Origin of the sequence: Pseudobdellovibrio sp. HCB154, assembly GCF_046267985.1 — a bacterium.
GTDB lineage: Bacteria > Bdellovibrionota > Bdellovibrionia > Bdellovibrionales > Bdellovibrionaceae > Pseudobdellovibrio.
Map to the genome: position 1 here is coordinate 702,005 of NZ_CP176530.1, position 15,774 is coordinate 717,778.

The 15,774-nt window shown below is 39.7% G+C and carries 15 protein-coding genes and 1 tRNA gene; 10 read left to right on the plus strand and 6 right to left on the minus strand.

From position 1 onward, the window contains the following. Positions 1-172 precede the first annotated feature (172 nt). The 3 genes from ACKWCF_RS03575 to ACKWCF_RS03585 all read left to right on the plus strand — a co-directional run bounded on the left by ACKWCF_RS03575 (position 173) and on the right by ACKWCF_RS03585 (position 2,492). The gene (locus ACKWCF_RS03575; RefSeq protein WP_409479326.1) at positions 173-1,360 is read left to right on the plus strand and encodes a hypothetical protein; all 1,188 of its coding nucleotides are present in this window, start codon (positions 173-175) and stop codon (positions 1,358-1,360) included. A gap of 151 nt (positions 1,361-1,511) precedes the next feature. Next, positions 1,512-2,195, plus strand: a complete 684-nt coding sequence (locus ACKWCF_RS03580) for a FliG C-terminal domain-containing protein (RefSeq protein ID WP_409479327.1) — start codon at positions 1,512-1,514, stop codon at positions 2,193-2,195. A gap of 220 nt (positions 2,196-2,415) precedes the next feature. Further along, positions 2,416-2,492: transfer RNA gene (locus ACKWCF_RS03585), tRNA-Pro, on the plus strand. 162 nt (positions 2,493-2,654) lie between these two features. On the opposite strand, the gene ACKWCF_RS03590 is transcribed toward ACKWCF_RS03585, so the two are convergent. Next, positions 2,655-4,541, minus strand: a complete 1,887-nt coding sequence (locus tag ACKWCF_RS03590) for a hypothetical protein (protein ID WP_409479328.1) — start codon at positions 4,539-4,541, stop codon at positions 2,655-2,657. Between the two features lie 59 nt (positions 4,542-4,600). Beyond that, positions 4,601-6,415, minus strand: coding sequence for a monovalent cation:proton antiporter-2 (CPA2) family protein (locus ACKWCF_RS03595; RefSeq protein WP_409480243.1), 1,815 nt, complete (start codon positions 6,413-6,415; stop codon positions 4,601-4,603). Positions 6,416-6,602: 187 nt separating this feature from the next. Between ACKWCF_RS03595 and cphA the strand changes: the two genes are divergently transcribed. The 3 genes from cphA to ACKWCF_RS03610 are packed head-to-tail and all read left to right on the plus strand — an operon-like array spanning position 6,603 to position 11,362. Continuing rightward, the gene (cphA, locus tag ACKWCF_RS03600) at positions 6,603-9,365 is read left to right on the plus strand and encodes a cyanophycin synthetase (RefSeq protein WP_409479329.1); all 2,763 of its coding nucleotides are present in this window, start codon (positions 6,603-6,605) and stop codon (positions 9,363-9,365) included. Further along, positions 9,349-10,503 (plus strand): amidohydrolase family protein, encoded by a 1,155-nt coding sequence (locus tag ACKWCF_RS03605; RefSeq protein ID WP_409479330.1) that lies wholly within the window; start codon positions 9,349-9,351, stop codon positions 10,501-10,503. The genes cphA and ACKWCF_RS03605 overlap by 17 nt, the downstream gene beginning before the upstream one ends. Next, on the plus strand, positions 10,475-11,362 hold the full coding sequence (locus tag ACKWCF_RS03610) for a cyanophycinase (RefSeq protein ID WP_409479331.1): 888 nt from the start codon (positions 10,475-10,477) through the stop codon (positions 11,360-11,362). Before ACKWCF_RS03605 ends, ACKWCF_RS03610 begins: the two co-directional genes overlap by 29 nt. Positions 11,363-11,443: 81 nt before the next feature. Here ACKWCF_RS03610 and ACKWCF_RS03615 read toward each other — a convergent pair whose 3' ends face one another. Together ACKWCF_RS03615 and ACKWCF_RS03620 are read right to left on the minus strand one after the other, a co-directional pair. Further along, the gene (locus tag ACKWCF_RS03615; protein WP_409479332.1) at positions 11,444-12,553 is read right to left on the minus strand and encodes a hypothetical protein; all 1,110 of its coding nucleotides are present in this window, start codon (positions 12,551-12,553) and stop codon (positions 11,444-11,446) included. 146 nt (positions 12,554-12,699) lie between these two features. Beyond that, complete coding sequence (locus ACKWCF_RS03620; protein WP_409479333.1) at positions 12,700-13,053, minus strand: Hpt domain-containing protein; 354 nt, start codon at positions 13,051-13,053, stop codon at positions 12,700-12,702. 81 nt (positions 13,054-13,134) lie between these two features. On the opposite strand from ACKWCF_RS03620, the gene ACKWCF_RS03625 reads away from it, so the two are divergent. Next, positions 13,135-13,833 (plus strand): hypothetical protein, encoded by a 699-nt coding sequence (locus ACKWCF_RS03625; RefSeq protein ID WP_409479334.1) that lies wholly within the window; start codon positions 13,135-13,137, stop codon positions 13,831-13,833. Between the two features lie 3 nt (positions 13,834-13,836). Here the strand turns inward: ACKWCF_RS03625 and ACKWCF_RS03630 are convergent, their stop codons facing one another. Next, positions 13,837-14,049 (minus strand): hypothetical protein, encoded by a 213-nt coding sequence (locus ACKWCF_RS03630; protein ID WP_409479335.1) that lies wholly within the window; start codon positions 14,047-14,049, stop codon positions 13,837-13,839. A 259-nt stretch (positions 14,050-14,308) separates the two neighbouring features. Here ACKWCF_RS03630 and ACKWCF_RS03635 point away from each other — a divergent pair, with 259 nt between their 5' ends. Then, on the plus strand, positions 14,309-14,587 hold the full coding sequence (locus ACKWCF_RS03635) for a hypothetical protein (RefSeq protein WP_409479336.1): 279 nt from the start codon (positions 14,309-14,311) through the stop codon (positions 14,585-14,587). A 70-nt stretch (positions 14,588-14,657) separates the two neighbouring features. Here ACKWCF_RS03635 and rpsR read toward each other — a convergent pair whose 3' ends face one another. Next, a complete protein-coding gene (gene rpsR / locus ACKWCF_RS03640) occupies positions 14,658-14,954 on the minus strand; it encodes a 30S ribosomal protein S18 (protein ID WP_409479337.1) in 297 nt (98 codons plus the stop codon). A gap of 98 nt (positions 14,955-15,052) precedes the next feature. Here rpsR and rpmB point away from each other — a divergent pair, with 98 nt between their 5' ends. Together rpmB and rplX are read left to right on the plus strand one after the other, a co-directional pair. Then, positions 15,053-15,346: a 50S ribosomal protein L28 gene (gene rpmB / locus ACKWCF_RS03645; protein ID WP_409479338.1), complete on the plus strand. Its 294-nt coding sequence runs from the start codon at positions 15,053-15,055 to the stop codon at positions 15,344-15,346. Between the two features lie 38 nt (positions 15,347-15,384). Next, on the plus strand, positions 15,385-15,657 hold the full coding sequence (rplX, locus tag ACKWCF_RS03650) for a 50S ribosomal protein L24 (RefSeq protein WP_409479339.1): 273 nt from the start codon (positions 15,385-15,387) through the stop codon (positions 15,655-15,657). The last annotated feature ends 117 nt before the right edge of the window (positions 15,658-15,774 follow it).

Genomic DNA, 15,774 nt, shown 5'->3' on the forward strand with positions numbered 1-15,774 from the left:
AACTATTCGGGGTTTTTTTTTGCCCAAAATCGGTTATTTGGGATTCAATAATGCGCTTTTTGAGCCTATGTCTAATCGTTAGACAGCTCATTTTGAGCTACCCCTCTTATATTTCATTTTAATAAAACTTTGACGGGCACTTTATTTGTAACAAGTCAGGTAGAGGTGTTCTATGAAACTGAAACAACTTTACTATGCTCATGTCTTTTTGTTGTCGGCTTTGGGCTCAGTTATAGCTTGTTCCCCTACTAAATTTTCTCCATCGGTTGCACAAAATGCAGATTGTACAGCTGGTTGTATCGTTGATCCGAGCGGTACACAGAATTGGGATCAATCTCATAAAGTAGGAACTGGAAAAGTTGATATTTTATTTGTTAATGATAACTCGGCTTCGATGTCGGTTATTCAATATCGTTTAGCTCAAGCTTTTACTGGTTTTATTCAACAGCTTGATGGTCGTGAAATTGATTACAAAATCGCAATGACAACAACAGATGCGACTAAACTTTCTGCTTCTCCGTTAATTACTTTTGCAAATAATTCTACATTTTTAACTAGAAGTGATTCTAACCGTGCAAATATGTTCAATGCCGCCATCGTGAGATCAGAAACTTTAGCCTGCGAAAACATGATTAAGTCTTACTACAATACTTATGGTCCTAGTTTTCAAACACTAGCTAGTTACAATACAGCTTACAATAACACTTGTGCTTCTGGTGATGAGCGTGGGATTAAAGCAGCTAACTATGTTTTAACTAATAATGTTGGTAGTTTTGTAAGAAGTGATGCTCACTTAAACATTATTGCTCTATCAAATGAAGATGTTCGCAGTGGAAATACATCATCGTTTGAAGCAGATGATCGCGCATCGGCATTAACATCATTAATTAACACTAAATTTTCTAGTAAATACTGGGAATTTAACTCGATCATCGTGAAAGATGCTGTTTGTGCGACGGCGCAAAAAGAAGCTTTTAAGACGCAAAGTGGAGTAACAATCAAAGACCAATACGGAAATTATGTTATTGGTGCAAATCCGGGAATGGAATACTGGGCTTTATCATCTTCAGCTTCGCAAGATATTGATGGTAACGCACAACCTCGCGGACAAATTATCAGTATTTGTGAGTCGAATTACTCAAACTACTTCAACAATATGGCAGCTAAAGTAGCTGATTCAGCTCGTAGATTTGATTTAAAATGTTCTCCAGCTGCAGCTCCTGTAGTTGAGGTTGCAAATAATCCGGCAGCGACTGTTCCTCACACTTGGAATGGTAGTTACATCGTATTCAACCGCGGTTCTGAAGGTATTCAAGTTCGTATTAAGTACACTTGCCCTAAAACAGGTGGCGTTCAGTAATAAACAAATTGCTGGCGTAAGTTACGTAATTAATAAAAATCAAACGAAGAGTGTCTTAACCTGAGACGCTCTTTTTATTTGAAAAAGAATCTTCGATGATTTCTCTAAAAAAATTCAAATTCACTCAGTCAACAGCCGATCATTTATCTATATGGCAATGGTAGATAGATACAAAAAATCCGGCGGTTTTATTCAATTATTACAAGTTATTGAAACTTGTGGTCCTAAAAAGCGTGAGCAGTTTATGAAAATCATAAATGAAGAAACGCCGAAGTGGGGCGAAGCGATTACAGCAAAAATGCTTAGCTTTGAAAGAATTCTTTCATGGAAGCCTGAAGGCATTATGGAAATTACAGCGCAAGTAAATCCATTAGCTTTCGGTACGGCTTTAAAATCTTTACCTCAAGAAAAATTCGATGAGTTTGCAGCGAAGCTTGGTCCTAACGAAAGACGTAAGTTCGAACAAATGTACAAAGAAGGTACGCCCGCGCCGAATGAAATTTCTGCGTGCTTGATGAAAGTAATTAACGAGACTCGCTTACTATTTGCCTCAGGAACATTGAAGTTTGATAAGATCGATCCAGATCTTGCAATTCCTGATGAATATGAAAGTAAACTTGAAAAAGGCGGTGGTGGCGGTTCGCCTGGTGGTAACCGTACTGCTGAAGACGTTGCAAGAGAAGCTTCGGCTTCTTCGGGAATCCAATTAGGTAATCCGAACGAGGTCGATTCTTTACGTCGTAAAATCGTTGAGCTTAATTCTGTGATCGTGGCTTTAAAGAAAGACAATACGGCCATGAAAGATAAGCTCGATAAAATCAAAAAAATTGCTTAAAAATAGGCCTATAAACGGTTTATAAAAAGGAGGCTACTACGCCTCCTTTTTGCGTTTTAAGGGCAATAAAGCCGTATTAAACAGCAATGCGAGGATTCCTTGGCTTCAATCTGGAAGTAATTAGGTTTTTAATGGTTTTTTTGGCTGATTTCACAGCTTTTCCAGCGAAATATTTGACAATTGAAGTCGATAAGGATTAATTTGTTCCTCTACAGACAGTCGGGGCGTAGCGCAGTCTGGTAGCGCATCTGGTTTGGGACCAGAGGGTCGCGAGTTCGAATCCCGCCGCCCCGACCAATTTTCTCTTCTAGAAAATTGATCACTGTTTTAAATAATCACAAAAATTAAATAACGATTTTTAATAACACGGCTTTGTTATTTTTATTTCGCAACAATAAGAGTTGGAACTCTTAGTAAACTCCTAACTACTGATTATGTGGAGTCAATTAGAGTTAAATCTTACTTTCGTAGTCCTAGTTTTTTTAAAATGTACAAATTCAATAAACTCTTCGAATAGTTTTGATCTAATGATTTTTCCGACAAGGCATTTGAACTTTCTGCGACTCGCAGAGAAATCATAAATGAAACTGAAAGATTTAATACACCTGTCGTAATGACTCCTAAGATAGCTAAGTAAATTTCTGGTTTATAAAAAACATCTACACCTAGAGTGTAAACTGCAGCGGCTATATTACCCGATGACAGTGTGACGTGGCGGACATCAATAGGTAATCCCAAAAAGTCGCCGAAGACAGGAACTATGCCCAGAATAAAACCTAGAACAGTATTGCCGCAAAGAGCTCCGAAATTATTTTTTAAAAAGTTCGCCCATTTTCTCTTATTTGCTGGCGACAAGAATGAAAGAATTTTGGGAGAATTTAAAATAACTTCATCAAATTTATAAACTTTAAAAAAGTTGTCTGCGGCTCCAGAAACAAATGTTGAAAACCACAAAAAGTAACCCGTGAGAAACGCATAAAAAGGCGTAAAACTTAAAATCGACATCGAGGCGATTTGGGCTTGAGCTTTTTCAGGGCTCATAAAGTTTTGATGAAAAGCTAACTCTGATAAATATGAAAATAGCAGGACCGTTGGGATAACAATTCCCACGTTGCCTAATACTGCCCAAAATTGCGATTTAAAGACAGAGTCGATTTCATCTAAGATTTCTGATTTGCTTAGTTTTTCCCACTGGTAAGTTAAGTGAGCGGCAATGGCTGCCGGTTGTTTCGTGGCTAAAGTAAAACCCAATAGATAAATAATAATGAAACAGATGGAATAATTGATTCCATTCAGAAAGCCCGATAAAAACGGGGCTAAGTGCATATACGACGAAAGCGTTTTAATCAGCACCGTAAAGCCTGTAATAAAGCCGCCACCGCACGCGCTGGTAAAAAGCTTAGCAATGGCCTGGCGGGAACGGCCCACGTAGTGATCACCGGTTTCAGCACTGGTTAAAGAGACTATTTCAATAAGCTGACTGCTGTAATGAAAAAATTGAAACTTCAGAGAGTAGAAGTTTTTTCTTTCAGCTAAAATAGCGGCTAAAGATTTAAAATTATAATCTTCATGCATTTTTGTTAGATGCACGATCCTTTGTAGGCGGGATTTAATTTTTTTAATTCTAAAGAGGGCATTAAGACTTACGCCAGTTTCACGAAAGTTTTCAATGGTGTTATCGATCATCGCCATATTGCTGGAATTTAAAGTTTTTAAAGCCTGCATATCGCTGATTTCTTGCAAACTAATAACTTGAAGAACTTTAACAAAGTCAGAACTGAACTTTTCTGATGAAGGCATCTTGAAAATTGATGAATAAATATCTGACATGTTTTTGCTTGAAAGGATATAAATCGAACGAACTAAAGAGGCCTGAACTTCGTTAATTAAATGTGAAATCTTTTCGTCGGGAAAATAAGATAAAATTTTAATAAAACGGGCTGAATCAAAATAACGATAAGTATCTAACTGCACATCTAATTGTAAAACCTCATCTACGAGATGAGAAATTTCACAACCTTGAGGGGGAGCAGAAATAATTTTTTGATTTAAAGCCCAAATCAGTTCTTGGATAAACGAATCAGATTCACCGCTAAATGTATGGACCCATAGTGAATCGAACTGAACCTGTTCAATAAAGAGCGTCCACTTTTTAATAAACACTTCTCTAAATTGAGCATTGTTTTCAAGAAGGTGATTAAGATAATCAAGTTTTTGATCCAGAGAGGTCTTGGTATTAGTGGTGAAAAACCACGTCACAAATAAGATGTACCAGTTCCAATCCCATTTTTTACTTTGATGTGTGCCGAGTGAAATCAAATCGGCCAAGCTGACTTTTTGAGACATACTTATAGTGTAAGTAAAAACAGCGGAGGGTTCACCTTTTTTTCGCAATAAAATGGCAATTACGACTGATTTAAGTTTTGTCCTTCCGCGTTCAAAATCTTTGTTTGTCGTTTTGGCTCGATGAGAGGTGCCGGTTTAGGAATTCCATAATATAAATTTCTCACAGCGACATCATCATTGCTTGCGCCACTAGTTTCTAGAGCAAAACGCTCAGCATCTCTGCGGCGGATATCTTCAGCAATGGCTATGATGTCATCTTCAGGCACTTCCGCTGTACGTAAAGCTTCTTGTCCAAAGACGATGGCTGATTCGAAAGTTTCACGCATTTGATAATCTACACCTTCTAAAACTAATTCGCGTGCGTGAATACGATCGAAAGATCGCACTAAAATTTTGGCCTGAGGAAACTCAGCTTTAACTAATTGTAGAATTTTATTCGCTGTTTTTTTATTATCAATACAAACGGCAATAAAACAAACTTTTTCAGCGCCCGAAGCACGAAGAACATCCAGTCTCGAGCCATCACCATAATAAATTTTAAAACCGAATTTGCTGGCATTGCGAATTCTTTCAGGATTACTGTCAATAATTGTAATATCTAAATCGCGAGCCAGTAAAAGTTGGCTGACCACTTGGCCAAAGCGGCCAAAGCCGATCACTAAACCGCAGCTTGAAAGATCGCGTGCTTCTTCGACGCCATCTAATGAAGGCTCTTCCGAACATAAAAGTCTTTTCGCAATTAACGAAGCGAACGGAGTTAGAGCCATTGACAGAACAACAATCGCGGTCATGCTGGCATTAACTTCTCCGGGAATAACTTGGGCTTGCTGAGCCGCTGAATATAACACAACGGCAAACTCCCCACCTTGCGCCATTAATGAAGCGCGATCGACGGCTTCACGGTGAGAAGATCCCATAAATCTGGCGACGGCATAAATGCAAATGGCTTTGCCAAGCATCAGGAGAACAACGCCTGCAAGAATCGCCGGTGCATTTTGCGTTATGACTTTTATATCTAACGACATTCCTACGCCGATAAAAAACAATCCTAATAAAATTCCGCGGAAAGGTTCGATGTCGGCTTCGATTTGATGACGGAATGTTGATTCAGCTAAAAGAACTCCGGCCAAAAAAGCACCAAGGGCCATGGATAAGCCGCTCACTTGCATAAGTAAAGCCGTACCCAAAACCACAAATAAAGCAGCTGCTGTTAAAACTTCGCGCGCTCGTGAGCTTGCCAGAATATGAAAGAACGGGTTTAGAAGCCAACGGCCTGCTGCAATGACTAGAACAACAGCCCCAAGCGCAATTCCAATTGTACTCCATTGAATACCATCAGTGCGGCCAATCGGTGAAAGAATAGCGACCAAGGCTAGAAGTGGAACGATCAACAAATCTTCAAATAGCAAAATGGAAACTGTTTTTTGGCCGTGCGGAAGGCCCACATCACCACGTTCACCCAGAAGCTGCATGACAATAGCTGTTGAAGAAAGGACAAAACCAATGGCGCTGATAAATGAAACTGTTAATGAATAACCAAAAGCCAAAGCGAGTGCTGTTAATGCGATGGAACAGGTAGCAATTTGCAATGAACCCAGACCAAAAATCTGCCCGCGTAAACTCCATAAATGGGAAGGGCGCATTTCAAGGCCGATCACAAATAAGAACATCACGACACCTAACTCAGCAACATGAAGAATAGATTGCGGATCTGAAAATAAACCAAATCCAAAAGGTCCAATCACTAAACCGGCAAAAAGATATCCAAGGACTGAGCCGAGTCCAAGTTTGCGAAAAAGTGGAACGGCAACAACCGCCGCGCCCAGTAATGTAACAACGTGAATTAGATCATTCGAATTTTGTTCAATAGCCATTTTTAAATGTTGAACTACTTTTAGGTCGTAAGCACGGAAAAATGAAACTATCAAAAAAAATGCAATATTTTGCAGAGCAAATAGCAAATTCATTTGGAACTTAAATTGCTATCTCTATGCGGAGTGACGCATTTGAAAGTTAAAAATTGTCTAAAGCCCCATTTGGGGTGTTAGGCGCCATGCGTGGGTGTTTTGGGACAAAAGTATCCGTAATTATCCAGGGAGGATTCCTTTGAAGATTCAACATATGAGAACCAATTATGGGCCGAGTGTGTTTCATTCGCGCCCAACAATCGTAATGACTTTGGATCTTGAAAGATGGAGCGAAGTGGCGAGCACTTCAGTGCCATACTTTGCCCAAAAATTAGTTAATGTATTTCCTGGCTTGGCAGAGCACACATGTTCTAAAGGTTATGATGGGGGATTTGTTCAACGTTTACAAAGTGGCACATATCTGGCTCACATCATTGAGCATATGGCTTTGGAGCTAAGTACTCTAAGCGGTATTGGCGTGACTTACGGAAAGACAAGATACGCTGGGCGCAGTGGAAGCTATGAGGTTATTACGAGATTTAAAAACGAATGTGGAATGCAGGAGTGTCTTCGTTCGGCTGTTCAGATAGCGCTTAATTTATTAGAAAAAAAAGAAATTGTACTGAGCGAGTATATTGAGCGCATTCGTAATGAAACAAGTCGCACAGCTCTAGGAACAACTTCAGCGGCTTTGCTCGACGCTGTTCGTACAAGAAACATTCCTTATCGCTTTATCGGCGATGGTTCATTGTTACAAATTGGTTATGGCTGTAAAAGCAAAAGACTTCAAACTGCAGTCACTGAAAAAACCAATTTGATTTCGGCAGACTTAGCCCAAGATAAGGATTTAACCAAAAAAATTCTAGAGCAAAATTTTTTGCCGGTGCCATTAGGATTTATAGCGACTAAAGAAGAAGAAATTGTAGCTAACTTGCATGATTTAACTCCGCCTTATGTCGTGAAGCCTTTAGATGGAAACCATGGCCGTGGTGTTTGTTTAAATTTAAATTCTCTGGAAGAAGTGGTAGAGGCTTTTCATTTTGCACAGGGCATGTCAGAAGCCGTTATTGTTGAAGAGATGTGTGCAGGCAGTGATTACCGAATTTTGGTTTTAGATGGTAAATTGATTGCTGCGGCCGAAAGAAAACCACCTTCAGTTATTGGAGACGGCGAAAAAACATTAAGCCAATTAATTGATATTCTTAATAGCAATCCAGCACGTGGTTCAGGACACGATAATATTTTATCAAAAATCGAAGTGGATCATATTATTGAAAATCATTTAAAAAAATTAAATATTTCATTGAGTGATGTGATTGAAAAAGGCCGTGTCGTAAAACTTCGCGAAAATGCGAACCTTTCAAGCGGAGGCACGGCCAGTGATGTGACGGATATGGTGCATCCCGAAGTTGTGGCCTTGTGTGAAAGAGCTGCGCGAATTGTTGGTCTTGATATCTGCGGTATAGATTTGATTCACAAAGATATCACGTTACCCGCAAGTGCGGGTGCAAAAATTATTGAAGTTAATGCAGGACCAGGCATTCGCATGCATATTGCCCCTTCGGAAGGAAAAGGCCGTCCAGTTGCAGAAATGATTCTAGAAAAAGTTATGCCGTCTCCTGAAACTGGGCGTATCCCTATCGTTACCGTGACGGGAACAAATGGTAAGACGACAACAGTTCGCTTAATTCACAAAATTATTTCACTTAACCGTAAAAACGTAGGACTCACAACAACTGACGGTATCTGGATCGGAAAAGAAAAAATTTATAAAGGTGACACCACTGGGCCAAGATCAGCACAGGCTGTGCTAGCTGATCCTTCAGTTGAATTTGCTGTTTTAGAAGTTGCCCGTGGCGGAATTTTACGAAGTGGGTTGGGCTATGATTGGTCTGATGTCGCTGTCGTGACTAATATCAGTGAAGATCATATTGGCCAAGATGGCATCGAAGATATGGATGACTTAGTTTGGATTAAATCTTTGACCGCAGAACGAGTAAGAATCGGAGGAACACTTGTTTTAAATGCCGACGATGAAAGAGTGTTAGCGATCAGAGAGCGCCCTCGGGTTGTTGAACAAATGCTGAATATCTTTTTATTCGCTATGGAAAAAAACAACGCTCATTTTATTTCGCACATTGAAAAAGGTGGACGTGGTTGCTGTATCGAAAATGATTGGCTTGTTTATTACGATGGATTGCGCACGCAACATATTCTGAGGTTAAAAGAAATTCCCGTAACTCTTGGCGGAAAAGCACTATTTAATGTAGCTAATGTTCTGGCGGCTGCAGCTGCCTGTATTTCGTCAAAAATTTCGATGGAGCAGCTAAGAGATGGACTTAAAGGGTTTAAATCGACGGAAGAAAATCTTGGACGCTTTAACGTTTACAAAGTGCGCGATAGCTATGTGATTTTAGATTATGGCCATAATGCAGAGGCCTTTCATTCAGTAGGGAATTATTTGAATGAATTAAAAGGTTACCGAAAAAAAGTGATCATGAGTCTTCCGGGTGATCGGCCAGATGAGCTTATTAAAAAATGCGCTATTCATGTTTCAAATTTTTGCGAAGAAATTTATTTTCGTGATGATTTAGACCTTAGAGGACGCCAGTATTTAGAGGTGCCACAGCTTTGTTTGGAGGCTTTGGCTGAATCAGGGGCTTATAGCCAAGCCTCAATTATTTCGCAGACGCCAGCTTCGGTTTACAAAGTGATAGACCAGCTTAAAGCAGGCGAAATTTTAGTTATTTTTTATGATACCCTTGCTGAAATTCTTCCGACCATTCTGGATTATGATCCACAACCCGTAGATTTTATTCCCGATGTTTATACCAGAAGCGAAGATATTCTTGGCAGTTATTATAAACCAACAATAACAGCTCAACCGGAGAAGCGAACCAATGCTCATTCTTTTTAAAAATGGATCAGCGTTTATTAATAATCAGTTTCAAGCTTGCGATGTGTTAGTCGGCGGCGGAAAAATTTTAAAGACCGGAAAAATCTCTGAAAGCAGCTTGTTGCACTCTCATTTGGAAGTAGAAATTCTAGATTGTAAAGAGAGGTATATAGTTCCGGGTTTTATCGATTCGCAAGCCCATATGGCTGGCGGAAGCGGTGAAGCTGGTTTTCTTTCACAGCCTCCGCGTGTTGCGATTGAAGAATGTATTCGTGGCGGTATTACAAGTATTGTGGGTTGCATCGGTGTAGATACGTATACAAAAACGATGAGTAATCTTTTTGCTTCGGTAAGAGCTTTTCGAGAAGCGGGTTTAAGTGCCTATGCTTATTCGGGAGGATACGAGCTTCCATCCAAAACATTAACACAGAATCTTTCGACAGATATTTTATATGTCGAAGAAATTATTGGCGCTGGAGAGGTAGCTATCGCTGATCACAGAGCTGTTGAACCTACGCCCGATCAATTAGCGCGTGTGGTGGTTGATTCTTACGTAGCCGGAACATTAACGCGAAAAGCAGGTGTTACGCGCGTACATGTAGGACCGGCTGAACGAAAACTGCAAACAGCTCGTGAAATGTTTGAACGACATTCCATTCACTATGATTCACTTTATTTTACCCATATGGATCGGTCACGCGCCTTAGTGGTCGAAGGAATTGAATTTGCCAAAAAAGGAAGTTTTCTTGATTTTGATATTCATGAGAATGATCTGCACACTTGGTATAAGTTCTATCTTGACGAGGGCGGATTGCCAGAACAACTTTCGTTTTCAACCGATGCCGGTGTGGCAACTCCCACAGAGCTGTGGCGTGAAATTCAAAAGTGCTGCATCAATAGTGAATGTAAATTTGAACAGTTGCTTCCGCATATCACAACTGTTCCTGCAAAGGCCCTAAAGTTAAATACTAAAGGAACTATCTTTGTCGGCTGCGATGCGGACCTAGTCACTGTCGATAAAAAAGATTTAGAAATTTGTGATGTTATTGCAAACGGAAAATTTTTTATGAAAGACGAAAGATTTCAGTTTGTTGATCAACCTTTTACAATGAGAAGAAAGAGTGATTGGTATGGCTACCGTTCGGAAACCCTTAACTAAAAAAAGCCCTGTTAAAAGTACTTCTAAAAGTGCTGCAAGCGCTAAGTCGAATACTCGAACAACTAAACGTTTAAACAAAGGAACGTTAATCATTATTGGTGGCCGCGAAGACAAAGAAAAAGAAATGGCTATCTTAAAAGAGATTGCCGAAAAAACAGGGCGTGCAAAATTAGTCATTGCGACTTTGGCCAGTCAGGTCGCCGATGAAGTCTGGCAGGAGTATAAAAAAATATTTCACTCTTTAGGACTAAAGAATTTAGAACATTTTAATATTGGACAACATCACGAGGCTTCAGAGCCTGATAACATTGCCAAGTTTAAAAATGCTCACTCAGTTTTTTTTACAGGTGGCGATCAATTAAAAATCACAACTAAAATCGGCGGAACACCCGTGATGGACGAAGTGATGAAGATCTATAAATCAGGCGGGGTAATTGCGGGAACCTCTGCTGGTGCAGCTATCATGGGGAAAACTATGTTAGTTGGTGGCGATAATATGGAATCACACAAAGTCGGAAACTGGATGATGTCACCGGGGCTTGGGTTTATTGAAGATATTATTATTGATCAACATTTTGCCCAGCGTGGGCGAATTGGCAGATTGTTGGGAGCTGTGGCTTTAAATCCAGGAATTATGGGAATCGGTATTGATGAAGATACAGCGATTGTTGTGAAAGACGGTGTGATTAAAGTGATCGGCACTAATGCGGTATATGTCGTGGATGGACATAACGTGAGTTCAACCAACATCTCAGAAGCTGATGCGGAAAAAACCATGTCGATGCATGATGTGCGTTTACATATTTTAGCGAATCAGGAAAAGTTTCACTTACGTAAGCGCGAAGTTTTAAAAATGTAATTAAAAAAGAATCGTTGTCTTAAAATAAAGACAACGATTCTACGGGGTGCAATTTCAGTTACGAGGTAACTGAATGAGATTTTAATTCATTCTAAAATTTTGATCCTGATCTTGCCCGGAGTCTTGATCAGCTCCCGTTTTAAGATTGTTATTAAGCACTTGCCACATTGGTTTTGTCGAAGGAACCATGTCCTGAACAAAGTACCACCAGAAATAACCACCGATAAAACGATCTTGATTAATACTCATACCGTAATACCGTTCGATCATATCTGTTTTAGCGGCTTGTGATTTAGTAGTTCCGATTTCACCAAACCCGATTTTTGAATTAGGAAACATTTGCGCAAGCTTTGCAAAAACATTTTCCCAGTTTGGACGTAAGCCGTTGCAATCATCTTCATAGTAACTGACTAAAACGTAATCTAAGCCAGACTTCATTCGCGCAGGCACGTTTTTATTAGCCCAAGTAAACATCTCTTCACTTGGATACATCCAGCAATCTTCATTGTAATATAATGTTAACGCCGTGGTTTTTCCTTTTGATTTGATAAAATCATAAGCGCTAGTCATTTTTTGTACGACATCTGTTGTGTTACCCAGCCATTCACCGTTGATTTCGTTTCCGATTTCCCAAATATCAACATAAGAGTTAAGGGCATTATAATACTCTTGCGTGCGGGCTAAGTACTGCGCTGGAGTTACACTCTTTACGTAGAAAGAATCTAAAAGTTCTCCCATCACATAACTGACGTCGTGAATTTTTTGCGCTGCGCTTGCGTAATAAGAAGCCGCCATGCCTTCATCAAACACGATACGTGTAGTTGGCTTTTTTGAAAGGGTTTTTAATGAATTAACCACATCGTTGATATTTGCCACCGAATCCACAGTTACGCCGTACATTTGTGTGACCGGTTCTGGAGTTGGAGTGGGTGTTGGTGTAGGCACTGGAGTCGGTGTAGGTGTCGGAGTTGGAGTTGGAGTTGGAGTTGGAGTTGGAGTTGGAGTCTGTGAAACTGTGGGGGTGCCCGAAGTTGTCGGTGTTGTTGGTTCTTCTTCAGGAGTTGAATTAGATGTCTGGTTGTTAGATCCAGGTGTTGCTGTTGAGTCTTCTTTGCAAGAGAAAGACGACAAAGTTATAAGTAATAATAAAGAAACGACTAGATTTTTTTTTGTTTTATTTCTTTTTTGCATAGTCCTGCGAGAATAAGGAACGATCGCAGTGAATAAAACCCTAGCAGGTCATTTATCAGTGAAAACTGATCGATGGTCCTGCAGCAAAAAATGAATCTTAATTTATTATCAGAAATAAAAAACGTTCAGAAGTTTGTTTGAAAAAACTATTTTGTTTTAACGATTTCAGCTAACTCAAGGCTAACTGTTTTGAATTCGTTATCGAGCGACGGCACTAAAGCTTTAGCTTCCGTGATCTTTTGTGCTTCGCCCATTTTTTCTAGTTGCAAACAAATTTGTGAAAGCTGTAGAGCACCCATATTGCCAGAGCTTGATTTTAAACTATGAGCTTTCTCTTGTAAGGTACGTGAATCGTTGCCTGCGATAGCGGCGTGAATTTCTTTAATTAAGTCTTCGGATGTTCTGATATAGACGCTATGAAGCTCGGCTAATAAATCCATGCCTCCAAGTGCTTTGAGATTTTCAATCACATCTGCATTTATACTTTTTAGCTGACTCATAACGCCCTTCTTCTATTTAATTAAAGCTTAACCAACATCTGGGCTTTACCGCAAATAAAAGTTTAGTCACAATATAAAAGTATGTCGAAGTTAGACGAAGCGATAGCGAAAATGCCACGGTCTTTATTAGTGTTTCTTGTGTTAGCTGGAGCACTGGCGTTTATTGTTTCACAAAACCCGTTGTCAGATGGTTGTGAAGTTGAAATCACCAATTTTGCCCGCGAGGCACGAGGAATTATTACGGCGTATAAAACTAAAAAGGGTAGGCAGTTTGCGACGCTGTTTTATGCCCTTGAGCAGTGTAAAGAGGGAAACAACCAAGGAAGTTGTGAAGATTACTTTAAAGCCCTTAAGCGGGTAGCTGATGCCACGCGCGTTGTTTCGCCGAAATGTTATCCGAAATTAAAACTCGAATACGAAAATTTAACTCAGGTATTAGCCACCGGAGTAAAAGTTATGGCTCTTGTTGCCTGGGGAGATAAACCTCCTGAAGGCATTGGTCAGCGTTTAGGTACGCTGACAGAAGGTGACGTCTACGGCTTTTGCCGCTCTAAAAACGGCTTAGTGCAGTTGACGAGCCTTGAAGAGTATAAAAGTTTTCGCGCGTCTGTGTATCGTGAGTTTCCAGATCGCTGGCCTGAAAATCTGCCTTTAGAGAAGAGAGCAGAAATCCCTCGTCCTCGGGCCTTGCAGTCAGTATCCAACCCCACAGGTACTCTGAAGGAGAGTGACGTGTACGAACGGAGTCTTTTTTCGCTTCGTTGTGATCTTTACCAATAAACATTATAAACCTGCCAGTTGGATGTAACGCCATTGCTTAGAATTGTTGTTTTTAACTTCGCCAACGAAATAAAGATTATCTTCAGTCGTGCTTTGAATAATGAAGCGTGATTTTGTTTTTTTGATGATACGCCATTCAACTGGATGTAGGCCGAATTCGCGTAATCCTAATTGTAAGCTCATTAACTGTGTATTTGCCGATAATAAATTAAACATGTGATTGCTCCTTGTTACTTAGGTTTATTGCAAGACGAGGTGACAACTTTAAACTGGCAGATTTACGATATATTTGAGTTCAGCTTAGGAGGACTCCATGATTTCGGAAAAGTTCCAAAAAATAGGATGGTTAAACACTCTTTCAAAGGTTTTTACCTTAGAATTTATAGTGCTGTTGCTATGGATTCCCTGTGTAATTTTTATATTTAAATTTATTCAGGATAGAAAGATCGCAGGATTGGTTGCGGGAGCGGGATTCTTGGCGATTCCATTGTTTAATGTTTACCGCGAAAGAAAAAATACGGCTCAAGCCTCTTCGAGATTAACAAGAGTGGCTGCGAGTGGATTATTTTTCTTACTCTCGGCGATGCCGATTTTTTTATATCGTGTATTTAACTGGGATAAAAATTTAGAAGAAATTTCTATCTTCGGAATAATGACAGGCCGTCAGCTTCACAGCTTCTCAAATATCTTATTCGTAGCAATGATCTTAGCGTATTTTGTGACGAATATCTTAGATGCCCGTAAGGCGAAATAAAAAACGGCGCTTTTTAGGCGCCGTAAGGGATCACAACAACAAGGTTGTAACGTCTTATTAATATATCAGATTAGTACTCAAAAGGAACTGCGCTGATAAGTTCTGGACGTGAACTTGTATCGTAAGCGTCTGTACCATTAGGTAATAAGCCTAAAGTACGTGCCTTTTTAATCGCTCCAGCTACTTTCTTTTGTTGAGAAAGTGATAATTTAGAAATACGAGCTGGAGTGATTTTACCAGCGTCAGCGATAAAGCGGCTTAAAGAAGCTGGATCTTTATAGTCAAAAACGTGGTCGCCAGTGTATTCTGAGCGGTATTTGTTGCGAACTGTTTTACGGTTTTCTTTTCCGTTATTTTCTTTTTCCATTTAAACCTCTTGCCAATTGAAGAATAACTGAATATACCAGAAAGCTCGGTTTTGGAAGTACTTTTTTGTACTCGATAAGAATAAATTAGGAGTTATAAATGAGCCGTTGTGAATTATCAGGCAAATCGCCAGTAGTTAAAAATTTAGTGAGCCACTCGAATATCAAGACTAAATCGACGGCTATGCCAAATGTGCAAAGAAAACGCATATTTAGCAAGACTTTAAACCAGATGGTGCGCCTTTATATGGCAACTAGCACTATTAGAGATATGGAACACACAGGTGGTTTCGACAAGTACATCTTAAATCAAGATGACTCTGTTCTATCTCAACGCGCTTTAGACGTTAAAGCTCGTATCCGTCGTAAAATGAACAAAGCTAAAAAAGCTTAACCTGCGAAGCAGTTAATAGAAATAATATAGGACTATATATGTTAAAATTAAAAATCAAAAAAGGCGACAAAGTACAAGTTATCGCAGGTGCTGATAAAGGCAAAAAAGGCACTGTATTAGAAGTTAGCCCTACAGCTATGAAAATCAAAGTTGAAGGCGTTAAAGTACAAACTCACTATGATAAAAAAGACGGTCTTCTTAAAAAAGAAGGTTTCATCGATTTCTCAAACGTGAAATTAGTAGAAGCAAAAGCTAAAGCCGCTAAAACTGAGAAAAAAGCGACTAAAAAAGCTTCAGCAAAAGCTAAGTAATTAGCTTCGTTTTCCAAAAGAATACCGACAGTCTGGGAAGCTCCTTCCCAGACTTGATCTGACCAAGATTCGGTAATTGTCCAGCCGGACCCTTCTCTATAGTGACCAATTAAAAAT

Coding starts and splice junctions, on each gene's coding strand:
- ACKWCF_RS03625 (WP_409479334.1), top strand. CDS start 13,135: ATGTCGAAGTTAGACGAAGCGATAGCGAAAATGCCACGGTCTTTATTA.
- ACKWCF_RS03580 (WP_409479327.1), top strand. CDS start 1,512: ATGGCAATGGTAGATAGATACAAAAAATCCGGCGGTTTTATTCAATTA.
- ACKWCF_RS03620 (WP_409479333.1), bottom strand. CDS start 13,053: ATGAGTCAGCTAAAAAGTATAAATGCAGATGTGATTGAAAATCTCAAA.
- ACKWCF_RS03590 (WP_409479328.1), bottom strand. CDS start 4,541: ATGTCTCAAAAAGTCAGCTTGGCCGATTTGATTTCACTCGGCACACAT.
- rpsR (WP_409479337.1), bottom strand. CDS start 14,954: ATGGAAAAAGAAAATAACGGAAAAGAAAACCGTAAAACAGTTCGCAAC.
- ACKWCF_RS03615 (WP_409479332.1), bottom strand. CDS start 12,553: ATGCAAAAAAGAAATAAAACAAAAAAAAATCTAGTCGTTTCTTTATTA.
- rplX (WP_409479339.1), top strand. CDS start 15,385: ATGTTAAAATTAAAAATCAAAAAAGGCGACAAAGTACAAGTTATCGCA.
- rpmB (WP_409479338.1), top strand. CDS start 15,053: ATGAGCCGTTGTGAATTATCAGGCAAATCGCCAGTAGTTAAAAATTTA.
- ACKWCF_RS03630 (WP_409479335.1), bottom strand. CDS start 14,049: ATGTTTAATTTATTATCGGCAAATACACAGTTAATGAGCTTACAATTA.
- ACKWCF_RS03605 (WP_409479330.1), top strand. CDS start 9,349: ATGCTCATTCTTTTTAAAAATGGATCAGCGTTTATTAATAATCAGTTT.
- ACKWCF_RS03595 (WP_409480243.1), bottom strand. CDS start 6,415: ATGGCTATTGAACAAAATTCGAATGATCTAATTCACGTTGTTACATTA.
- ACKWCF_RS03575 (WP_409479326.1), top strand. CDS start 173: ATGAAACTGAAACAACTTTACTATGCTCATGTCTTTTTGTTGTCGGCT.
- ACKWCF_RS03610 (WP_409479331.1), top strand. CDS start 10,475: ATGGCTACCGTTCGGAAACCCTTAACTAAAAAAAGCCCTGTTAAAAGT.